Origin of the sequence: Paracoccus sp. J56, from assembly GCF_019633685.1 — a bacterium.
Classification (GTDB): domain Bacteria; phylum Pseudomonadota; class Alphaproteobacteria; order Rhodobacterales; family Rhodobacteraceae; genus Paracoccus; species Paracoccus kondratievae.
In genome coordinates, this window is sequence record NZ_JAFL01000012.1 from 18,981 (window position 1) to 41,053 (window position 22,073).

At 65.1% G+C, this 22,073-nt stretch carries 19 protein-coding genes; 11 read left to right on the forward strand and 8 right to left on the reverse strand.

From position 1 onward, the window contains the following. Window positions 1-6 precede the first annotated feature (6 nt). The 4 genes from M511_RS10490 to M511_RS10505 all read right to left on the reverse strand — a co-directional run bounded on the left by M511_RS10490 (window position 7) and on the right by M511_RS10505 (window position 4,224). The gene (locus tag M511_RS10490) at window positions 7-1,524 is read right to left on the reverse strand and encodes a tripartite tricarboxylate transporter permease (protein ID WP_085502157.1); all 1,518 of its coding nucleotides are present in this window, start codon (window positions 1,522-1,524) and stop codon (window positions 7-9) included. Between the two features lie 3 nt (window positions 1,525-1,527). After that, on the reverse strand, window positions 1,528-2,022 hold the full coding sequence (locus M511_RS10495) for a tripartite tricarboxylate transporter TctB family protein (protein ID WP_085502158.1): 495 nt from the start codon (window positions 2,020-2,022) through the stop codon (window positions 1,528-1,530). Beyond that, on the reverse strand, window positions 2,019-2,960 hold the full coding sequence (locus M511_RS10500; RefSeq protein WP_029372301.1) for a Bug family tripartite tricarboxylate transporter substrate binding protein: 942 nt from the start codon (window positions 2,958-2,960) through the stop codon (window positions 2,019-2,021). Before M511_RS10500 ends, M511_RS10495 begins: the two co-directional genes overlap by 4 nt. Window positions 2,961-3,144: 184 nt before the next feature. After that, window positions 3,145-4,224, reverse strand: a complete 1,080-nt coding sequence (locus M511_RS10505; protein ID WP_227493392.1) for an ABC transporter substrate-binding protein — start codon at window positions 4,222-4,224, stop codon at window positions 3,145-3,147. A 78-nt stretch (window positions 4,225-4,302) separates the two neighbouring features. On the opposite strand from M511_RS10505, the gene M511_RS10510 reads away from it, so the two are divergent. The 5 genes from M511_RS10510 (at window position 4,303) to M511_RS10530 (ending at window position 9,310) form a co-directional block, all read left to right on the forward strand. Next, window positions 4,303-4,974 (forward strand): response regulator transcription factor, encoded by a 672-nt coding sequence (locus tag M511_RS10510; RefSeq protein ID WP_010397778.1) that lies wholly within the window; start codon window positions 4,303-4,305, stop codon window positions 4,972-4,974. Further along, a complete protein-coding gene (locus M511_RS10515; RefSeq protein WP_085502159.1) occupies window positions 4,971-6,401 on the forward strand; it encodes a sensor histidine kinase in 1,431 nt (476 codons plus the stop codon). Before M511_RS10510 ends, M511_RS10515 begins: the two co-directional genes overlap by 4 nt. Before the next feature lie 134 nt (window positions 6,402-6,535). Continuing rightward, window positions 6,536-7,630 (forward strand): DUF475 domain-containing protein, encoded by a 1,095-nt coding sequence (locus M511_RS10520; protein ID WP_010397784.1) that lies wholly within the window; start codon window positions 6,536-6,538, stop codon window positions 7,628-7,630. Window positions 7,631-7,723: 93 nt separating this feature from the next. Continuing rightward, window positions 7,724-8,662, forward strand: coding sequence for a hypothetical protein (locus tag M511_RS10525; RefSeq protein WP_085502160.1), 939 nt, complete (start codon window positions 7,724-7,726; stop codon window positions 8,660-8,662). A gap of 135 nt (window positions 8,663-8,797) precedes the next feature. Next, complete coding sequence (locus M511_RS10530) at window positions 8,798-9,310, forward strand: AmiS/UreI family transporter (protein ID WP_085502207.1); 513 nt, start codon at window positions 8,798-8,800, stop codon at window positions 9,308-9,310. On the opposite strand, the gene M511_RS10535 is transcribed toward M511_RS10530, so the two are convergent. The 4 genes from M511_RS10535 to M511_RS10550 form a co-directional block, all read right to left on the reverse strand. Further along, the gene (locus M511_RS10535) at window positions 9,311-11,395 is read right to left on the reverse strand and encodes an NAD-dependent epimerase/dehydratase family protein (RefSeq protein WP_085502161.1); all 2,085 of its coding nucleotides are present in this window, start codon (window positions 11,393-11,395) and stop codon (window positions 9,311-9,313) included. It abuts the gene before it with no gap. 9 nt (window positions 11,396-11,404) lie between these two features. Continuing rightward, on the reverse strand, window positions 11,405-12,367 hold the full coding sequence (locus tag M511_RS10540; RefSeq protein ID WP_085502162.1) for a glycosyltransferase family 2 protein: 963 nt from the start codon (window positions 12,365-12,367) through the stop codon (window positions 11,405-11,407). 135 nt (window positions 12,368-12,502) lie between these two features. Then, the gene (locus tag M511_RS10545) at window positions 12,503-13,699 is read right to left on the reverse strand and encodes an HPP family protein (RefSeq protein ID WP_010397794.1); all 1,197 of its coding nucleotides are present in this window, start codon (window positions 13,697-13,699) and stop codon (window positions 12,503-12,505) included. Window positions 13,700-13,805: 106 nt separating this feature from the next. Beyond that, a complete protein-coding gene (locus M511_RS10550; RefSeq protein WP_085502163.1) occupies window positions 13,806-14,483 on the reverse strand; it encodes a GntR family transcriptional regulator in 678 nt (225 codons plus the stop codon). A 304-nt stretch (window positions 14,484-14,787) separates the two neighbouring features. Between M511_RS10550 and M511_RS10555 the strand changes: the two genes are divergently transcribed. The 6 genes from M511_RS10555 to M511_RS10580 all read left to right on the forward strand — a co-directional run bounded on the left by M511_RS10555 (window position 14,788) and on the right by M511_RS10580 (window position 22,055). Beyond that, entirely contained in the window at window positions 14,788-16,023 is a 1,236-nt protein-coding gene (locus M511_RS10555) for an NRAMP family divalent metal transporter (RefSeq protein ID WP_085502164.1), read from the forward strand. Window positions 16,024-16,078: 55 nt separating this feature from the next. Continuing rightward, window positions 16,079-16,852, forward strand: coding sequence for a LamB/YcsF family protein (locus tag M511_RS10560; RefSeq protein WP_010397801.1), 774 nt, complete (start codon window positions 16,079-16,081; stop codon window positions 16,850-16,852). Further along, window positions 16,849-17,640, forward strand: coding sequence for a putative hydro-lyase (locus M511_RS10565; protein WP_085502165.1), 792 nt, complete (start codon window positions 16,849-16,851; stop codon window positions 17,638-17,640). Before M511_RS10560 ends, M511_RS10565 begins: the two co-directional genes overlap by 4 nt. A gap of 2 nt (window positions 17,641-17,642) precedes the next feature. After that, a complete protein-coding gene (locus M511_RS10570) occupies window positions 17,643-19,196 on the forward strand; it encodes a 5-oxoprolinase subunit B/C family protein (protein ID WP_240547602.1) in 1,554 nt (517 codons plus the stop codon). Next, complete coding sequence (locus M511_RS10575; RefSeq protein ID WP_176224540.1) at window positions 19,193-20,962, forward strand: acetyl/propionyl/methylcrotonyl-CoA carboxylase subunit alpha; 1,770 nt, start codon at window positions 19,193-19,195, stop codon at window positions 20,960-20,962. Before M511_RS10570 ends, M511_RS10575 begins: the two co-directional genes overlap by 4 nt. Before the next feature lie 64 nt (window positions 20,963-21,026). Then, entirely contained in the window at window positions 21,027-22,055 is a 1,029-nt protein-coding gene (locus M511_RS10580; RefSeq protein WP_010397811.1) for an AbrB family transcriptional regulator, read from the forward strand. Window positions 22,056-22,073 lie beyond the last annotated feature (18 nt).

Genomic DNA, 22,073 nt, shown 5'->3' on the forward strand with positions numbered 1-22,073 from the left:
TTTGGATCAGTCCTCTTCGGCGGCAAGCTGGCTCAGCATCTCGCCCTTGCCGCGTGCGCGCAGGATCAGCGGTACGATCAGCGCCAGTGCGGCGATGGCCAGCAGGGTGGCTGCGATCGGTGACTGGACCAGGTAAAGCCAGTCGCCCTGGCTGATCGACAAGGCCCGGCGCAACTGCTGCTCGGCCATCGGGCCAAGGATCAGGCCGACAACGATCGGCGCGATCGGATAGCCAAAGAGCCGCATCAGATAGCCAAGCACACCAAAGGCAAGCAACAGCCCCAGTTCAAAGCTTGAGGGGTTGGCCCCGATGGTGCCCAGCGTGGCAAACAGCAGGATGCCCGCATAGAGCCACGGTTTCGGCACCTTGAGCAGCTTGACCCACAGACCGATCATCGGCAGGTTCAGCACCAGAAGCATCGCGTTCGCGATCAGAAGCGAGGCGATCAGCCCCCAGACCAGCGTCGGGTTGGTGGCAAACAGCAGCGGTCCCGGTTGCAGGCCGAACTGCTGGAACCCGGCCAGCATGATCGCCGCGGTGGCCGAGGTCGGCAGGCCCAGCGTCAGCAGCGGCACCAGGGTACCGGCGGCGCTGGCGTTGTTCGCGGCCTCGGGACCGGCAACGCCCTCGATTGCACCGTGGCCGAACTCTTCGGGGTGTCTGGTCAGCTTTTTCTCGGCGGCATAGGACAGGAAGGTGCCGATCTCGGCCCCGCCTGCAGGCATGGCACCGATGGGAAAGCCGATGAACGTGCCGCGCAGCCACGGTTTCCACGAGCGGGCCCAGTCCTTGCGGCTCATCCAGATCGAGCCGCGAACCGCTGTGACCTCCTCATCGACCTGCACGCGCTGACCGGCGATGAACAATGCCTCGCCCACGGCGAACATGGCGACGGCCATGGTCGTGACCTCGATACCGTCAAGCAATTCGGGTACGCCAAAGGACAGCCGTGCCTGTCCGGTCAGCTGGTCGATACCGACACAGGCCAGCGCCAGCCCCAGAAACAGCGACGTCAGCCCGCGCAGGGCAGAATCGCCAAATGCGGCCGAGACGGTGACAAAGGCCAGCACCATCAGCGCGAAATATTCGCGCGCACCAAAAACCAGCGCCACCTTGACGATAGTGGGTGCCAGAAAGGCCAGCAGCAGCGTCGCGATCAGCCCGGCGATGAATGAGCCGATGGCGGCGGTGGCCAGCGCGGGGCCGCCGCGCCCCTTGCGGGCCATCTTGTTCCCTTCGAGCGCGGTGATGATCGAGGCGCTTTCGCCCGGGGTGTTGAGCAGGATCGAGGTGGTCGAGCCGCCGTACATGCCGCCGTAATAGATGCCGGCGAACATGATCAGCGATCCGGCCGGGTCCAGCCGATAGGTGACAGGCAACAGCAGCGCCACGGTCAGCGCGGGGCCGATGCCGGGCAGAACGCCGACAGCGGTCCCAAGCGTCACCCCGACCAGTGCGTAAAGCAGCATCATCGGGTCGGCGGCCGTGGCCAGGCCTTGCAGCAGAAATTCGAATGCACTCATCGCTCAGCCCCGCGGAAAGACCAGATGCTCAAGCGGCCCGGCAGGCAGGTGCAGCATCAGAAGTTGCGAGAAAATCGTCCAGACCACAAAGGAAACGGCGATGCCGATCGGGATGGTCATGGCCAGATTGCGCTTGCCAAAGGCCCGGGCGGTAAAGGCAAAGAGCAGCCCCGTGGCGATGGAAAAGCCCGCTACATTCAGCAGAATCAGCTGTGCCGCCAGACCCGCCACGATCCACAGCACCGGCGGGATGTTCTGTGGTGCACGCAAGGGGAAATCGCCGCGCATGGCCTCGACGGCGGTCCAGATGGCCAGACCGATCAGCGCCACGCCCACCACGCGCGGCACGCTGGCCGGGCCGACGCCCGAATAGCCGCCCAGATCGGCAAGCCGGCTGCTGTCCCACAGCAGCACGGCCCCGATCACCACCAGACCGGCGGCGACGATGAGCGCCGCCGTATCACGGCGGCGCGGCGGTTCATGGCGAGATACGCTCATTTCACCAGACCGATGTCCTTGAGGATGGCGCCGGTCGCGGCCACGTCTTTTTCAAGCTGGGCCTCGAATTCGGGACCGGCCAGATATGTGTCCATCCAGCCCTTGTCGGCCAGCTGTTTCTGCCAGTTTTCGGATTTCACCATTTTTTCGACATCGGCGGTCACCTTGGCCTTTTGCTCGTCGCTCAGGCCGGGGGCAGCGGCGACCATGCGCCAGTTCTCAAGCGTGACGTCCAGACCGGCCTCTTGCAGGGTCGGGGCATCGACGCCTTCAAGCCGCTCGGGCGAGGTGACGGCCAGAAGGCGCAGGGTGCCAGCCTGGATCTGGGCCTCGAACTCGCCCAGAGAGGAAATGCCCGCAGTCACCTGATTGCCAAGGATCGCGGCCAGAGCCTCGCCGCCACCGGAATAAGCGATGTAGTTGATCTTGGTCGGATCGACGCCTGCGGCTTTGGCGATCAGGCCAACGGCGATATGGTCGGTGCCACCGGCCGAGCCACCGGCCCAGCTGACCGCGCCGGGATCAGCCTTCAGCGCCTCGACCAGGCCGTTGATGTCCTGGATGGGCGAGGCGGCGGGAACCACGATCGCCTCATATTCGCCGGTCAGGCGGGCGATGGGCGTCACATCCTTAAGCGAAACGGGCGAATTGTTGGTCAGGATCGCGCCGACCATGACATAGCCGCCGACGATTAGCGTGTCGGGGTTGCCCTTGTTCTGGTTGGCGAATTGCGCCAGCCCGATGGTGCCGCCGGCGCCGGGCACGTTCTGTACCTGCACCGATTTCGAGATGCCTTCTTCTTGCATCACGGTCTGCATGGTGCGCGCGGTCTGGTCCCAGCCGCCGCCGGGGTTGGCGGGCGCGATGATGGTGTAATCGGCCATGGCCGGCAGGGCAGTGGCCGCCGCAAACAGGCTGGCAAGAACGAATTGCTTCATGGTCTTCCTCCGCATCGGGCCGGACGCATCGGCGCCGGTCCCATCATTCGTTTTTCTGGCTTTGGCCCGCATTTCTCCCGGAATGCGGACGTCCTCCTGAACCCGCGCGCAGGCGGGTCCTGTCACCTTTCCAGCACAGAAAGCTGTCATGGACCTGACATGGTGGCGAAAATCGTCGTCGGCGCTATTGCCCGGCCAAAGCACTGTTCCAGCGGCCAAGCAGGCTCGCCCGTGTCGCCTGATCCAGATAGGCGAGCAGGCCGGGACTGACCGGCACCGGCTTCAGCCGCAGCCCGGCCAGATCCTGCATGCCGCCCGCCGGTCCCGGCTGGCCCGAGACCTCAAGGCTGACCGCTGACAGCCGCAGAGTACGTGACAGCAGGCCCTGCCCCTCGGGCGACATCAGAAAGGCCAGGAAATCCGCGCCAAGCCCGGGCTGACGCGCCGCCGCAGGCACCAGCGCCACGCGTGAGACGACGACAGTAAAGTCGCGCGGCAGGATCACACCCACGTCGGGATGGCGCCGCGCCCAGTCGGCGGCATATGAGCCCAGCAGGTTATAGCCCACCGCCAGCCGTCCGTCGGCGATCCGTTCCAGCAGATCGGCCGAGGTCGGGAATTGCTGCACCTCTGCCCGGCCCATGGCACGCACCACCGACCAGATATTTGGATAAAGCTCCTGATCGCGGGCCAGAAACAGATAGCCCACGCCCGAGCGCGCCACGTCATAGGTGCCGATCCGGCCCCGCGCCCCGGCCGGGTGTTCGGCCATCCAGCGCATCAGATCGGCGCGTGTGGCCGGAGGTTCGCGCCCGGCAAAGCTGGGCTTGTGATAGGCAAAGACCGCGGGTTCAAAGGTCAGCGCATAGGCGGTGTCGCGCCAGTTTGCCCAATCGGGCCAGTCGGGCGTGTCCGGGGTCTCGACCGCGCGGGCATAGCCGTCGTTGGCCAGTTTGACCTGCAGATCCATGGCCGAGGAAAAGGCAAAATCCGCCGTTCCTGTGCCTGATCTGGTCTCGGCCACGATGCGGTCGTGCAGCTCGGTCGTCAGCAGGTTTTCATAACGCACCGTGACGTCCGGGTGCCGGGCCTGAAAGGCCGCAATCAGCGGTGCGGCCAGATCATTGTCGAGCGAGGAATAGATCGACAGCTCTTGCGTCTGATCGTCGGGGGCCGGGAACAGGGTAACCTGCGCGGACACGCCGCCTGCCCACAGCGTAAGTGCCGTGGCGATGGCTGGCATGATACGGTCGAACAGGCGCATGATCTGCGACTTTGCCAAAGCGGTGGGCCGTTCACAAGTCTGCCTTGCGCCGCTAGGGTGCGTCGCAAGGGGGAAACCATGCGCATCCTGCTTGTCGAGGACAACCTGTCGCTGGCCGAGGGGCTGACCGCCCTTTTGCGGCAGTCAGGCTATGCGGTGGATGTGGTCCATGACGGGGCCTCGGCCGAGGCGCTGGCGGCGGCGGAAAGCTTTGATCTGGTGATCCTGGATCTGAACCTGCCCCAGATGGACGGGCTGGAGGTCCTGCGGGCAATGCGCGCGCGGCGCAACCCGGCGGCGGTGATGATCCTGACCGCCCGTGGCGCGCCCGAAGAGCGGGTGCGCGGCCTTGACCTTGGCGCCGACGACTACCTGATCAAACCCTTTGACATCGGAGAGTTCGAGGCCCGCATCCGCTCGCTTCTGCGGCGTCAGGCGGGGCTGCGCAACTCGACCGTCAGCTTTGGCGATCTGGTGCTGGACCAGACGGCACGCAGCTTCATGCTGGCGGGGCAGCCTCTGGACCTGCCGGCGCGGGAACGCGGGTTGCTGGAGCTGCTGATCATGCGCGCCGGCAAGGTGGTGACGCGCGACGCCATTGTGCAGTCGCTGACCTCGCTTGAGGATGACCTGTCCGCGAATGCGATCGAGCAATATGTCAGTCGGCTGCGCAAGCGGCTGGCTCCGGCCGGGCTGACGGTACGCACCGCGCGCGGCATCGGCTATTTCCTTGACCGGGCGGCGCCTTGATCCGGCGGCCCTTTTCCCTGCGTCGCCGCCTGCTTGCGTGGCTGTTGCTGGCGACGCTTGTGCTGGGAACGGCGGCCCTGATCGACACCTGGCGCGAGGCGGTGCGCATGGCCAACGCGCTGGCCGACAGGGTGCTGGCGGGCTCGGCCCTTGTCATTGCCGAGCGCGCCTCGCTTGACGAAAACGGCCGTATCGCCATCGAGATCCCTTATGGCGCGCTGGAGATGCTAAGTTCCGCCGCGCAGGACCGGGTGTTTTACCGCGTCGATGGTCCGCCGGGCCATATCGTCACCGGCTATGGCGATCTGCCCATGGCACCGGCGCGTCCGGGCAGCGGACCGGCCTATGCCGATGATGTTTTCCGGGGCGAGCCGGTGCGGGTGGCAAGCCTTGCCCGTGCCGCCTCGACCGGGATCGACGAGGTGCCCTTTGTGGTCACCGTGGCCGAGACCACAAATGCCCGGCGCGAACTGACGCTGGCAATCCTGATGCGCTCGGCCCTGCGGCTGGGGCTGATGATTGCCGGGGCGGCGCTGATCGTCTGGATCGCGGTGACCCTGTCCCTGCGCCCGCTTTACCGGCTGAGCGAAGAGATCGCGGCCCGCAGCCCCGATGACCTGAGCCCGATCGGGACGCAGGTGCCATCCGAGGTGCGCGGGCTGGTCGGGACGGTCAACGGGTTCATGCGCCGGTTGGGGGCGGCGCTGGACGGGATGCGCAATTTCACCGGCAATGCCGGGCATCAGCTCAGAACGCCCCTGACTGTGGTACGCACCCAGCTGGCGCTGGCGGCACGGGCCGCGACCCTGCCCGAGGCGCAGGCCGCTGCCGCCAAGGGCGATGCCGCGGTGGCACATGCAGAACGTATCCTTGCCCAGCTTTTGCTGCTGGCTCGGGTGGATACCGCCGAGGGCGCGGCTTTGGCCGCCCCGCTGGATCTGGTGGCTCTGGCCCGCGATCTGACCGCCGAACATATCCCCGCCGCAGCCGAGGCCGGGATCGACCTTGGCTTTGAGGGCGAGGGGTCGTTGCTGGTCCGGGCCGAACCCCTGTTGCTGGGCGAGGCACTGAGCAACCTGATCTCGAACGCGCTGCTTCACGCAGGACGGGCGGCGGTGGTGACTGTCCGCGTCAGGCGCGACGGCGGCGCGGCGGTTCTGGAGGTCGAGGACAACGGCCCCGGCATCCCGACCGGGGCGCGTGCCGCCGCCGTCAGCCGTTTCAGCCGGGGTGAGACGACCGGGCCGGGCATGGGGCTGGGCCTGCCGGTGGCGCTGGAAATTTCCAGTCTTTTCGGGGGCAGGCTGACTTTGGGCGAAGGCGCGGGCGGTGGTGGGCTGCTGGCGCAGATCGCCTTGCCGGTGTTGGCGAGCGAATTCTTCGCGCAGGAAAATGCCGCGATTGATGGGAAACCCTTGCAATCGTGACTGTGATTCGCCATCTTTCGCCCGTTCGCGTCCTCGTGAACGCAGTTTGATGTCCGGGCCCCTCTGGCGGACGTGGCGGCACGTTCGTGATGTCGGCATCGATCTTTTACCAGCCGCCTGGATCTTGTTCTGACATGCAGCAAGGAAACACCCCGTCTGCGGCGGGCTCGACGAATGGAACCCATCGTCCGACCCTGCAATATTTCAAATGGTCGTTCATTGTCACCTTCCTTGGTCTCGCGCTTGGCGCGGTGCTGGGATGGCAGACCACAGGTACTGTCGGTGGTGCACTGACGGTCTTTTTTATCTGTGCCGTGCTTGCGGTGCTGGAAATCTCGCTTTCCTTCGACAACGCTATCGTCAACGCCAACAAGCTGAAAGAGATGACCCCGAAGTGGCAGCGCCGCTTTCTGACCTGGGGTATCGTCATCGCGGTTTTCGGCATGCGGGTGATCTTTCCGCTGCTGATCGTCGTCATTGCTGCCAATATCGGCCCGTGGCAGGCGATGATCCTGGCTGCGACCCAGCCCGACGAATATTCCCGGATCATGCAGGATGCCCATCTGCCTATCGCGGCTTTTGGCGGCACCTTCCTGATGATGGTCGGCCTGAGCTTCTTCTTTGACCACGAAAAGGATGTGCACTGGGTCCGCTGGCTTGAGGACCGCATGCAGCGCTATGCCACCATCCGCGGCATCGAGGTCGCGGTTGTGCTGGTGACGGTGCTGATCTTTTCGCGCTTTCTGGAGGGGGCCGAATCGCAGGTGTTCTTTCAATCCGCGATCTGGGGCCTTCTGACCTTTTTGCTGGTCGAGGTGCTGGGCGGTCTTTTGGACAGTTCGCAGCAGACCTTGCAGGCCGGGGCCAAGGGCGGTCTGGGCGCGTTCCTTTACCTTGAGGTTCTGGACGCCTCATTCAGCTTTGACGGGGTGATCGGTGCCTTTGCGCTGACCCACAACCTGTTCGTCATCGCCATCGGTCTGGGTATCGGCGCGATGTATGTCCGCTCGATGACCATCATGCTGGTCGAGCGCGGGACGCTGTCCGAATACCGCTTTCTGGAACATGGCGCCTTTTATGCAATCGTCGCCCTGTCGGTGATCATGTTCGTGCAACCGCTCGTGCATATCCCGGAGGTCGTGACCGGTCTTGGCGGCGCGACGCTGATCGGTATCTCGCTCTGGTCCTCGATCCGCTGGAACCGCAAAAACTCCGAGGCCGAGGGCTAAAACGCCCCGCCTCATATATGCCTTTCGGGGTCGCCGCCTTTCGGGGTGGCGGCCCTTTTGCTATCCTGCCACCGGTTCGGGACGGGGGGCGACATGCGCTATCTGGTTGCTTTTCTGGTCGTGATTGCCGTGGCGGCGCTGCTTTACTGGCGTCATGTGCAACGGGCAGCGGCGGATGACGATGCCGATGTGCAGGCGCTTTACCAGTCTGGCCGGGTGCTGCCATCGGGGCCGTTGCGGGTCTATCATCTGGGCCACAGCCTTGTGGGGCGCGACATGCCGGCCATGCTGGCGCAACTGGCCGGGCAGGGGCATGATTATGCGCTGCAATTGGGCTGGGGCACGGCGCTGAGCGAACATTTTCAGGGTAGCGGGGCGATCAGCGGTTTTGAGCAAGAGAACGCCACCCCGCATTACCGTGATGCGCATGAGGCGCTGAAATCGGGGGAATACGACGCCTTTGTCATGACCGAGATGGTGCGGCTCAAGGATGCGCTGCGTTACAAAGACAGCAGCGCACACGCGGGGAAATGGGCGGCCGAGGCCGCGGCAGGCAATCCCGATACCCAGATCTTTCTGTATGAAAGCTGGCATGCGCTGGACGATCGGCCCGAATGGTTGGGGCGTCTGCCAGATGATCTGGAAACCATGTGGAAGCCCGGACTGCTTTGGCCCGCCACGCGGGCGGCGGGCAGACCGGTCTGGCTGATCCCCGCCGGGCAGGTGATGGCGCGTCTGGTGGCCGAGGCCGAGGCGGGCGGTATCGCTGAGCTGACCTCGCGCGAGGATCTTTTTGCCCGCAATCCCGACGGCTCGCTTGATACGATCCATCCTAATGATCTGGGCATCTATCTGGTGGCGTTGACCCATTATGCGGTGCTTTACGGCAAAAGCCCGGTCGGCCTGCCGCATCAGTTGCTGCGTGCCGATGGCACCCCCGCCGATGCGCCTTCGCCGGAATTGGCGCGGCGCATGCAGGAGCTGGTGTGGGAAGTGGTCCTGGCCGAGCCTTTGACTGGCATTAATCCATGAAATCCGAACGCTGATTTTACGCTGGATTGAAAATAATCCCGTTGATCCGGCGCTGATTCTGCCTTCTTGGCAGGCATGACTGATTGCATGGCGGGCAACTGCCCGATCGGCGGTCAGCCCTGCGCAGGAGGTTCGATGCTTACCGGGTTCGTGCTGTTCTATGTCGGTGCCGTTCTGTTTCTGAACGGGCTGTGGCTGATGGGCCGTATTGCCGATCGTGAGATCGTCGTCATCAACATTATCACCGCGCTGGTTTCAGGGGCGGCGGTGCTGCATGACGCCTTTGGCGCGGGCGCCAGCGCCGCCAGCATCCGCAATGGCGCGCTAAGCCTGTTGTTCTGCACCACCTACCTGTGGGTCGCCTATAACCGGCTTAGCGGTGTCGACGGGCGCGGGCTTGGCTGGTTCAGCCTGTTCGTTGCCGTAACCACTGTGCCGGTTTTCCTGCGCGCACTTGCGGCGGCAGGTTCGGGGACCGAACTGTGGCTGGCCGCTAACTGGGCTGTCTGGGGTGTTCTGTGGTTTATGTACTTCATGCTGCTGGCACTTGGCCGGCCGATCCAGCGCCAGACGGCGTGGGTCACGCTGCTGGCGGGGATATTTACCGGCTGGCTGCCGGGGTTTCTGCTGCTTGATGGGCTGATCTGATCACCAGAACAGATGCGCCTCATCTATGGCGCGGCGCCAGAAGGCCTCGCGGTCGCTTTCGGGCTGCCAATCCAGCAGGCGCTTGGGCTTGGCGTTGTCGAAAGGCGACAGATGGCCGCGTGACTTCCAATCCGCGCGGGATGCGGGTGCGGCGTCACGGCGGCGCAGGGCGTAGCGTTTGAGCCCCTGTTTCGCTGCATCGACCAGCCATAGCGCAGTCAGGTTTGAGCCGCTGACCCCGATCCTGGCCCCGGTGCGGCGATGGATGGCCTTGAAATAGTCGCGGCCGGTAAACATCGGCTCACCGATCAGGTTGAAACTTTCGCCGATGGCCTCGTCGCGTTCCATCATCGCGATCAGTCCGTCCGAGACATCATCGGCCAGCACAAAGGGCAGGATATTGCGGCCATTGCCCCACAGCCTGACCGCACCGGCGCCATGCCAGCGCCCGATGCCCCAATGCTGCAACGGACCGCCGTCGCCCAGCACGATGCCGGGACGGGCGATGACCAGCCGCAGGCCCTGCGCCTGCATGGCAAGCAACCGTCGTTCGCCCTCGGCCTTTGAACGGGCATAGATGTTACGGCTTTCCATTTCGCCGAAATCGGTCGCCTCGGTGATCGTACGGGCAGGGTCGGACATATCATATGAGGCGATGGTGCCGGTGTGGATCAGGCGTCCGACCCCTGCGCGAAGCGCGGTGCGGCCGATGTGCTCGGTCGTGGCGACGTCGTTCTCCAGCGCGGCCTGCCAGCTTTTGTCGGTCGATTTTGCAAGGTTGAAAACGCAGTCCATACCCTGCATCGCCTCGGTCAGCGCGTCCTCGTCGCGCAGCGAAACGCCGACAGTCTGGACGTGATCGGCCAAGTCGGCAAAGGGTCCGCTCCCGCCGCGGGACAGCACGCGCACCTCATGGCCACGCTCAACCAGCCTGCGGGTCAGGTTGCGGCCAATAAAGCCGGTGCCGCCGATTACCATGACGCGGGGCTGCGGCATCCCGGCGGGGCGGGCCGGCGCAGCGGGCAGGGCGGGCAGGCGTGCCAGCGCGTCGTCGATGCCCTGCATCACGTCTTGGGCCGATGCGGGGGCAAAGCGCGGATCAGGCTCGCCCGCGCGGATGCCGTCGTAAAAGGCCGAGATCGTGGCGCGGAAACTTAGACCATAAGGGCTTTTCTGGTTCAGGGATGCAGCCTGCCGGAAGGCATTGCGCAGCCCTTCGCGCAGATGCGACCCGGCACGTGACATCTCTTTGATCAGCGGGTTCAGCACCAGATCTGCGGTGTTGTCGCGGGTGATGACCAGCGTGTCTGCCGCATAATCCAGCCGCGCCATCCCGGCCGAGCCGCGCAGGCAGACCGAGCGGTCGTCAAAGGTTTCGACCAGCGACAGGTTGATCGTCACATCCACCTGACCGGCGCGGGCAAGGATGCGCCAGCTTTGCGGGCGCTTGTCGCCGCCGGGCAGGGTGATCCATTGGCCAAGGCTGACATGTTCGATCTCAAGTGGGCCGAACAGGTCCACCGCAAAGGAAAACGGATGCGGGCCCAGTTCACGCAGCAGGTTCTGCGTCTCGCGCAGCATCCACAGCCCATAGGGACCCGAGCGCAGCGGAACCAGCGGCAGTGCCCAGTTGATCTGTGCGCTTGAGACCAGCCCCAGATCACCTGCCTGCACCGCCTGCCTGAGCCGGCCATAACCGGGCAGGCCAAGAAAGTTGTGGCAGGCTCCAAGCTGACGGCCAGCGGCATCGGCTGCGGCGCGCATGGTGTCGATTTCGGCCACCGACAGGGCGACGGGTTTTTCAACCAGCACATGCAGCCCTGCACCCAGGCATTTCACCGCCAGGTCGCAATGCAGGTTCGGAGGGGTCAGGATATGAACCACGTCACAGACTCCGGCCGCGATCATCTGGTCCAGATCGGTAAAGGCGGCGATGCCGTGGCTGGCGGCCAGTGCCCCGGCCGCGTCGCCGGCCGGGTCACAGACGGCGACCAGGCGCGCACCCGGCGCGGCCTTGATCGCATCGGCGTGCCACGAGGCGATATAGCCGGCCCCGATGATTCCGACGCGCAGCTCCGAAGTCATGGCAAACCCCTATTTGTACTCGATAATATGCATGTCATCGCCGCGCTGACGGCGGCGGAAATAGGTCAGCATTCCCCAAAGGCTGGGGATCTTGGCCAGCGTCAGCAGCGCGGCCTGTTCTACCGCCATAGGCCGGTCTTTTAGTCCGCGCCATGTCTTCCAGAAGGACAGGGCGTAAAGCGCCAGCACAGCCACTGACAACCAGCCGCTGACAAATAGCCCCAAAAGGAACAGCAGTGGCAGCACCAGCCCATAGACCCAGACCCGCAGTTTTTCGCGGCGGAAATGCGGCGGGTGCATCGCGCCGACCTGCGCAAAGCCGTGGCCATTGCGGATGGTGCGTTTCCACCACTGGCCAAAACGGGTCATGTCGGCGTCATGCCAGGTCATTTGCTTGGGCAGGCGCAACAGCTTCCAGCCTGCCTTGGCAAGACGCAGGCAGAATTCGTCGTCTTCGGCCGCGATTACGCCCGGGTCAAAGCCGCCGATCTGACGAAAGGCCGCGACGCGCACCATCATGTCGCCACCACAGGTGGCGATGGGGCCGGCGGGGCGGTGCCAGTCCACCTCGCACATCTGGTTATAGACAGATGCCGTTGGGCGGATCTCAGAGCGCCAGCCGGTCACCAGGCCAAGTTCGGGGTCGTCCTGCAAGGCGGCGGCACCGGCCCCGAGCCAGTCGGCCTCGACCCGGCAATCGCCGTCGACGAATTGCACAAGATCAAGCTCTCCGCCCTGCAGCAGCGCCTCGAACCCGGCATTGCGGGCGCGGGCGGCGGTGAATGGGCGGTTGCGGTCCAGCTCGACCACTGTAACGCCAAGGCTGCGGGCAAAGGCAACGCTGTCGTCGCCCGATCCGCTGTCAACATAAACGACCCGCTGGCACAGGGGCACCAGCGAGCGCAGGCAGGCCCTGAGCCTGTCGCCTTCGTTGCGGCCGATGGCTACCGCACCAAGTGTCGGTTCGCCCATGATTCCCCCGGTCTGATGCTGCGGCGAAGCTAGCCGCGCCGCCGCTTGCTCTACAATGCGGCAGGACCTGTCGTTATCGTCATGTTCCGGTGTGTGACTGTGCCGGATCGCACATCGCCGGGCGATCTGCGCCGACTAGGGGGTGATGTCGGGCGCGGCCAGTTCCTGTCGCAGGCTTTGGCGGGCCAGCGCCGAGATCAGGTCGGTCTGGGTCACGATGCCGACAATTCGCGGCCCGTCCAGTACCGGCACCGCGTCGCATTCCCCCGACGCAAGCAGCGGCAGCAGCGCCGCGATGGGCGTATCGGGCGCAACATGCGGAGAATCGGTCTGCATGATCTCATGGGCGCGGGTGGGGTTCGAGCGGCGCGGGTTCAGCAGGTCCGACATGGCGGACAGGAACCGGCGGTCGTGACGAAAGGCGTCCTCGCGCGCGCGGCGGATCAGATGCAGCTGAAAGATGACGCCGCGAAACTGATTGTCATCCTCGACCACCGGCAGTGAGGTAAAGCCGTGGCGGCGAAAGATATCGGCGACCTGCACCAGCCGGGTCTGAGGCGACACGGTGACAAGGTCGCGCGACATCACATCCGCCGCTGTCAGCGGGCCGGTATGATGGGTGGCTGCCTGCAATTCGGCGGCTCCGATCAGCCGGGCCAGATCCTCGACCCCCAGGTTCAGGGACTGGCGATAGCGTTGCAGGATCTCGGTCAGTTCCTCTCGGGACAGGCCCAGCCGCTCCATCGCCGGGTGATCGGCGGTGCCATGTGGTCCCGGCTCGTCGAACTGGCGAAAAGGATAGCGCCGCCCGGTCAGCCGGGCATAGATCATCGCAAAGCCGACCAGCGCGACCGTCCCGGCCAGAACCGGGGCCAGCACAAAGTGAAAGCCAAGCTCGCGGATTGCATCGGGGCTTAGCGCCGCCGTCATGGCGACAGCACCCGCCGGGGGATGCACCGCCCGCAAAAGGATCATTGCCGTGATCGTCGCCCCGACAGCCAGTGCAATGCAAAGCGCCGTGTCAGACGTCAGCATACAGGCAAGCACGCCGACTGCCGCGGCGATCGCATTGCCGACCACTGCCGACCAGGGCTGCGCCAGCGGGCTGTTCGGCACGGCAAAGACCAGCACCGAGGTCGCACCAAACGGGGCGATCATGTAAAGTCCCAGCTGCAGGTCAATCGCCGGGGACAGCAAAAACAGGCCCGAGATGCCCAGCCCTGCCAATGCGCCGATACCCGCCCGCAGTGCCTCGCGCGCCGAGCCGGGCGCAATCGCCGGCCCAAGTGCCTGCGCAATCTGATGCAGCACGGCCCCGGCCGGTCTGGTCATCTGGGTTGATCCTTCGCGCCTGCCCGGAAAACGGGCTTCCGATGCGCCTAATTGTCGCAGGAACGGGCAGGTTGCAAGTCCCCGGAAGGGCTGAGCGGCAATGACCTCAGCCCAGACGGGCAAAGGCCTCCAGCACAGCGCGTTCGGATTGGTTCAGGTAATCATCAAGCATCCGTGCGGCTGCGGCGGGGTCCCCACGCTCAAGTTTGCCCAGAATTTCGGCATTGCGGGGGATATAGGGCTGGTGCAGCAGTTCGGGGCTGTCGAGCAGACCAAAGGCCAGCCGCAGCTCGGCGATGATCTGGGTAAAGAACTGGATCAGTCGCGGGCTGTCGGTCAGGGCGACGATCGCGGCGTGAAATTCCATATTGGCGCTGCCAACGCCGCGCCAATCGGGGATCTTTTGCAGCTCTTTCGCCTGTTCCACCGCGTTATGCATGCGGGTGACGGCGGCATGGCCGGGCCACGCCTGCGCAAGGGCCGGCACCTCGATCAGCCGCCGCACGCGATAGATATCAAGGATCGAGGCCATCGAGGGTACCGCGACGAAAACCCCCCGGTTCGGCTCATGCCTGAGGATGCCTTCGCGGGTCAGCAGACGGAATACCTCGCGCAGCGTATTGCGCGAGATTTCAAGTTCGGCCGCAAGCCGTGCCTCGGACAGGCGCTGGCCGGGCACCAGGGTCCCGCCGGTGACCTGATCGCGCAGCCGGGCAGCGATGCCCTCGGCAAGGCTTAGGGAAGAGTCGCGGCTGTCCGCTGGCGCGGCGGGTTCCTTGGTCATGGACTGGCGGTCTGGGGCTCGTGCGAGAAAGGTCCGGCGATCTTGGCCGAGAGGCGCAGGGCAGACAAGGCATCGTACGACGATTCGACGGTTTTTCTGGTCCTGCGCAAGCGGGAACAGTATCAGGAGATGGGACAAAAAACTGGCAAAATGCCCAGCATATGGGCAAATCGTTCTTGTCTGCGAACAAAATTGTTCAACAATATCGCATGGAATGTCAAATTATCGTTGACGGATTGTCTTGTTGAATTCACATTCAGGTATTCCCAAGACGCACTCCACCCTTGCAGCAGGAGCAAGACCGATGGCCGAATCCGTCAACTCCCCCTCTGCCGCCTCAGCCGCCGCGCGCGGTGGGTTCATGGCGGCGATCTTCCTGATGGCGACTTCGGCCATCGGGCCGGGTTTCATCACCCAGACCGCGACTTTTACGGCAAAGCTGGGCGCTGCCTTTGCCTTTGCCATTCTTGCGTCGATCCTGATCGACTTTGTGGTGCAGCTGAACATCTGGCGCATCACCGCGCTGACGCGGCGCAATGCCTCGGACACCGCCAATGCGGCGATCCCCGGCGCGGGCTATCTGCTGGCGATTCTGGTGCTGATCGGCGGGCTGGCCTTTAACATCGGCAATATCGCCGGGGCGGGGCTTGGTCTGAACGCGATGTTCGGGCTTGAGCCCAAGATCGGCGGTGCACTGTCGGCGGCGCTGGCCATCGGTATCTTTCTGTCGCGCCGGGCGGGGCTGCTGCTTGACCGTTCGCTGATCGCGCTGGGGCTGTTGATGATCGTGATGACGCTGATCGTCGCCTTTGTGTCGAACCCACCGGTGGGCGAGGCGCTGCGCCAGATGGTGCTGCCCGAGATCGTCGATTTCGCGACCATTACCACCATCGTGGGCGGCACTGTGGGCGGCTATATCACCTATTCCGGCGCGCATCGCCTGCTGGACAAGGGGCTGGTGGGCGAGCACAATCTTGCCGCCGTCACCCGCGCCTCGCTGACCGGGATCGCGGTGACCGGCGTGATGCGTTTCGTGCTGTTCCTCGCCATTCTTGGCGTCGTCGCCTCGGGCGTGACGCTGGATCTGTCGGGTCAGGCTGCGAACCCCGCCGCGCAGGCTTTTGCCGTGGTGCTGGGCGATTGGGGCATGCGGATCTTTGGCCTGATCTTCTGGGCTGCCGCCATCACCTCGGTCATCGGCGCGGCCTATACTTCGGTCAGCTTCCTCGTTGCCTTCCGCAATATGAGCGATCGTGACCGCAACATCGCCACGGTGATCTTTATCGCCATCTCGCTGGCGGTCTATCTGTCGCTTGGCACCGCGCCGGCCGCCATTCTGGTCTTTGTCGGCGGTTTCAACGGGCTGATCCTGCCCATCGGCCTGACCATCTTTACCTATATCGGTTTTGCGCGCGCCGATCTGATGGGCGGGCATATCTATAACCGGCCGCTGCTTGTCACCAGCGCGCTGGTCTGCGCCCTGACCTGGTATATGGGCATCAAATCCATCGGCCCGATCTTTGCCTTCCTGGGCGCCTGAACCATGATCGCGGTGGGCCCGTCCGGGCCTGCCGCCCGAATTCCCGGAGGAACACATGACCCGCAACATCGACCTGAACAGTGATCTGGGGGAAGGCTATGGCGCCTGGAAGATGGGCGATGACGCCACAATGCTGGGCATCGTCAGCTCGGCCAATGTTGCCTGCGGCTTTCACGCCGGCGATCCGCTGACCATCCTTGCCACCGTGCGTGAGGCGGCGGCGCGTGGCGTGGCGGTCGGGGCTCATGTTTCCTATCCCGACCGTGTAGGCTTTGGTCGCCGCCCGATGGATGTGACCCATGCCGAGCTGGTCGCGGATGTGATCTATCAGATCGGCGCGCTGCAAGGCATCTGTGCCAGCGCCGGCACCCGCGTCAGCTACGTCAAGCCGCATGGCGCGCTTTACAACACCATCGCCGTTGATCCCAAACAGGGCGCGGCGGTGATCGAGGGGATCAAGGCCGTTGATCCGGGGCTTGCCATGATGGGCCTTGCCGGGTCGCAGATCCTGACGCAAGCGGCCGAAGCGGGGCTGCCCACCATTGCCGAAGCCTTTGCCGACCGCGCCTATCGTCCCGATGGCCAGCTGGTCTCACGCCGCGAGGCGGGGGCGGTCCTGCACGACCCCGAGGCGGTCGCTGCACGCATGTTGCGCCTTGCCACCGAGGGCAAGATCGAGGCGGCAGACGGTTCGACCCTGCATCTTCATGCTGACAGCATTTGCGTGCATGGCGACAGTCCCGGGGCGGTGGCCATGGCTGCCCGTATCCGCGAGGTGCTGCTGGCGGGTGGGGTAGCGATTGCCCCGGCCGCGGGGGGCGCGGCATGACGTTGCTGCCCGATCCTGCCTTGGCCCGTGCGGCCCGGCTGGCCTGCCGCGAGGGCGCTGCGCGTCCGACCGCGGGCATGGCACCGGGGTTCACCCAGTGCAACATGATCTCGCTGCCCAGGGACTGGGCCTGGGATTTCCTGCTTTATGCGCAGCGTAACCCCAAGCCCTGCCCGGTGCTGGACGTGACCGACCCCGGCAGCCACCGTACGGCTTTGGCTCCGGACGCTGATCTGCGTACCGATATCCCGCTTTATCGCATCTGGCGTGACGGTGAGCTGGTCGAAGAAACCCCCGACGCGACCGCAGCATGGGCCGAGCATCCCGATCTGGTGACCTTTCTGATCGGCTGCTCGTTCACCTTTGAAACCCCGCTGCAACAGGCAGGGATCGAGATCCGCCACATCTCGCAGGGCTGCAACGTACCGATGTTCCTGACCGACCGCGATTGCCGGCCGGCGGGGCGGTTGCAGGGCAAGATGGTCGTCTCGATGCGCCCCATCCCGGCTGCGCGCGTGGCCGAGGCGGCGATGATCTCGGGCCGTACCCCGGCGGTACATGGTGCGCCTGTCCATATCGGCGCGCCCGAGGCCTTGGGCATCGCCGATCTTGCGCGGCCCGATTTCGGCGATCCGGTCGAGGTCAGGCCGGGCGAAGTGCCGGTGTTCTGGGCCTGCGGCGTGACCCCGCAGGCAGCGGTCATGGCGTCGAAACCGCCCTTTGCCATTACCCATGCGCCGGGCTACATGTTCATTACCGACGTGCCGGACACGCATTGGCAGGTATGAGCATGCGTTTTCTGCCTGTCGGTCCCCGCACATTTCTGGCTGAGCTTGAGGATCTGGATCAGACGCTGGCGCTGTTTGACGCGCTGCTGGCCGATCCGGTGCCCGGCGTGGCCGAGATCATCCCGGCTGCGCGGACGCTGATGATTCGCACTGCCCCCGGCGTTTTTGCCGATGGTCGGCTGGCCAGCGCAATTCTGGCGCGCCAGCCCGCCCCCGGAACGCCGCCCAATGCGCGCGCCAGCGAAACGGTCGATCTGCCCGTGACCTATGGTGGCGAGGATCTGGCCGATGTCGCCGCCCATATGGGGCTAAGCGAGGCCGAGGTTATCACAGCCCATCAAGAGGCCACCTGGCAGGTCGCCTTTTGCGGCTTTGCGCCCGGGTTCGCCTATATGACCTGCGATGATGCGCGTTTCGATCTGCCGCGCCGTCCTGCGCCGCGCACCCGCATTCCTGCGGGTTCGGTGGCGCTGGCCGGGCGTTTTTGCGGCGTATATCCGCAGGAAACCCCCGGCGGCTGGCAGCTGATTGGCCAGACCGAAGTGCCGATGTGGGATCTGGACCGCGATCCACCCGCGCTGCTGCGTCCCGGCGTGCGCTGCCGTTTCGTGGCGCGAAGGGCCGAGGTCCACCCCTCTGCCGCGATTCCCCAGCCGCGGCCTGCCAAAGGGCTGCGCGTGATCTCGACCGCCTTTCCGATGGTTTTTCAGGACGAAGGACGGCCCGGTCAGGGCGGGCAGGGGGTTTCGGCCTCGGGCGCGCTTGATATGGGCGCGGCTCGGCGTGCAAACCGCGCGGTTGGCAATGCCTCGGACCTGCCGGTTCTTGAAATCACGCTGGGTCCTGTCCGGCTATGTGCCGACCTGCCCATGACCCTGGCGCTGACCGGCGCGGGACAGGCAAGCGTGGCTGGACATTCCATCCCGCGCGGCGCGGCCTTTGCCGTGGACGCGGGGGATGAGATCACGATTGATCCGCCTCAGGCCGGGATGCGCAGCTATCTGGCCCTGCGTGGCGGTTTCCGGGTTGCGCCGGTTCTTGGCTCGGCCGCGACTGATACGCTGGCCCATGTCGGCCCCGATCCCGTTACAGCGGGTGCGGTGCTTGCCCCCGAAGATCATTCGGCCGTCGCCGTGGTGGCCGAGGGGATCGAGCCCGAGTTGCCCCAACCCGGTGATCTGGTCGAACTGCCCGTGATGCTGGGTCCTCGCGCCGATTGGTTCACGCCCGCAATGATCCGGCATTTCCTGACGCAGGAATGGCTGGTGACGCCGCAAAGCTCGCGCGTTGGCATTCGTTTGCAGGGCGATGCGATCACGCGTGAGGACGCGGCCGAGCTGCCCTCGGAAGGGACCGAGACCGGGGCGATCCAGATCCCCCATTCCGGTCAGCCGGTGCTGTTTCTGGCCGACCATCCCCTGACCGGAGGTTATCCGGTCATTGCCACCCTGCGCCCCGAGGCGCTGGATCTGGCCGGGCAGATCCCGCCCGGCGCCCGCATCCGCTTTACCGCCCGCGCCGATTTCGCACCCATCACGCCAGAGAGGCCCGCATGACCATTTTCGCCACCGGCCCCACCCGCCCGATCCGCCGCCTGCTGATCGCCAACCGGGGCGAAATCGCCGTCCGGGTGATCCGCGCCTGCCGTGACGAGGGTATCGAAAGCATCGCCGTCTATGCCGATGCCGACCGCGATGCGATCTTTGTGCGCATGGCCGATCAGGCACATGCCCTTGGCGGCGATACCCCGGCCGAGACCTATCTGGATGCGGAAAAGATCATCGCCATCGCCCGGGCGGCGGGGGCTGATGCGATCCATCCTGGTTATGGTTTCCTGTCCGAGCGCGCGGATTTTGCCCAGGCTGTGCAAGATGCCGGGATGATCTGGATCGGTCCGGACCCCAGCGTGATCGAGGCGCTTGGCGACAAGATCGAGGCCCGCCGCATTGCCGAATCCGTTGGTGCACCACTGGTTGCCGGCACGCCCGGCCCGGTCGAAAGCGCAGCCGATGCGCTGGAGTTTGCCCGCGAACACGGCCTGCCCATCGCCATCAAAGCCGCTTTCGGCGGTGGCGGGCGCGGTATGAAGGTCGCATGGCGGCTGGAAGAGGTCGAAGAGCTTTTCGAATCGGCAACGCGCGAGGCGCTGACAGCCTTTGGTCGTGGTGAATGCTTCATCGAGCAATTCCTTGACCGTCCGCGCCATGTCGAGGTGCAGGTGCTGGCCGACAAGCACGGCACGGTCAAGGTGATCGGCACCCGTGACTGTTCCTTGCAACGGCGCAACCAGAAGCTGGTCGAAGAGGCCCCGGCCCCCTTCCTGAGTGACGACCAGCGCGCGCGGCTGCATGATTCCGCCCGCGCCATCTGTGCTCATGCCGGTTATTCGGGGGCGGGGACGGTCGAATATCTGCTGTCCGCGAATGGCACGATCTCATTTCTTGAGGTCAACACCCGCCTGCAGGTCGAACATCCGGTGACCGAGGAAACCACCGGTATCGACCTGGTCCGCGGCATGATCCGCGTCGCGCAGGGTGCACGGCTGGCCGACGAATCGGTGCCCGAGCCGCGCGGCCATGCCATCGAGTTCCGCATCAATGCGGAAGATCCGGCCCGGGGGTTCCTCCCCACTCCCGGGCCGGTCGAGGTGTTCGATGCCCCTTCGGGGCCGGGCATCCGGCTGGACAGCGGCGTGACACAGGGTTCGGTGGTGCCGGGCAGCTTTGATTCGATGATGGCCAAGCTGATTGTTACCGGAGCGACCCGGCAAGAGGCCCTGCAACGGGCCCAGCGGGCGCTGCGCGAGTTCCGTATCGAAGGCGTGGCCTCGGTCCTGCCTTTCGCCCGCGCGGTGCTGGACCAGTCCGATTTCCGCGCCGAGGGCGGTGATTTCCGCGTTCATACCCGCTGGATCGAGACCGACTTTGCCGACGCCTTGGCCAAGGCGGTCGCGCCTCATGCCCGCGTCGCCCCGGCCCCGCAGGCACCGCTGTTGCGTCTTGCGGTCGAAATCGACGGCAAGCGGCACGAACTGGGCCTGCCAGCGAATCTGCTGGCCGCGTTGCCGGCGGGGGGCGCTGCTGTCCCGCAGGTTGCCAAGGCCGAGGTGGATGCCGCAGTGCTGACAGCCCCGGTTCCCGGCACGCTGACGCTGTGGCAGGTCGAGGATGGGGCCGAGGTCGAAGAGGGTCAGCTTGTCGCTGTGATCGAGGCGATGAAGATGGAAACCCGTATCGAGGCCCATCAATCGGGCAAGCTGACGCGGATCGCCGAACAGGGCGCGGTCCTCGCCTTTGGGGCGCCCTTGGCGCGGATCAGCTAAGGCGCTTTGACATTCCCCGGCGGGCCGTGCCAATTCGGCGTCAAGGTGCCCGCCGGGAAAGATCATGAGCCTGCCGAAACGCCGCCTTTTGACCTTCGCGCTGGCCGCTTTTGGCGGTGCGGTCTTTCTGCTGCTGCATCTGCCGTTGCCGATGCTGCTTGGCCCGATGCTGGCCTGTCTGATCGCGGCGCTTGTGGGCGTGCCTTTGGCTGGGGCGGGACAGTTCGGCATCTTCATGCGCACCATCCTTGGCGTGGCGGTCGGTGCTTCGATCACGCCCGGCGTTCTGGCCGAGTTGCCCGATGTCGCTGCCTCGCTGCTGTTCGTGCCGGGCTTCATCGCGGTGATCGCGCTGGTCGGCTATCCGCTGTTTCGCCGCGTCTTTGGTTTTGATCATGCGACGGCATGGTACGGGGCAATGCCCGGCGGGTTGCAGGACATGCTGGTTTTTGGCGAAGAGGCGGGCGGTGATATCCGCGCCCTGTCGCTGATCCATGCGACTCGGGTGCTGGTGATCGTCACCGTCGCGCCGCTGATCATGACGACATGGTGGGGTGTGGACCTGTCCCAGCCCCCCGGTGCGCCGATGCGTGCCACCGGCCTTACCGAGATCGCGTTGATGATTGCTGCGGGCCTGATCGGCTGGAAGGTCGCCGAGCGGCTGGGCCTGTTCGGGGCCTCGATCCTTGGGCCGATGGTGCTGACAGCGGCGCTGTCGCTGTCGGGGCTGATCACGCATCGCCCTCCGGCCGAGATGATACAGGCCGCGCAATTTTTCATCGGCATCGCGGTGGGGGTGAAATACGCCGGCATTACCCTGCGCGAACTGCGTCTGCATGTGACGGCGGGCATCGTCTATGCGCTGTTTCTGGCCGCGATCAGCCTGATCTTTATCGAGGCGATCGTGCATCTGGGTCTTGCCTCGGGGCTGGACGCATTTCTGGCATTTTTGCCCGGCGGACAGGCCGAGATGGTGGTCATTGCCCTGATCGCCGGGGCCGATCTGGCCTATGTCGTCAGTCACCATCTGCTGCGGATGATCATCGTCATCCTGCTGGGTCCGGTGGTGGGTAAGCTGCTGGGACGGCGTTAGCCGCGGGCCAGGGAAAAA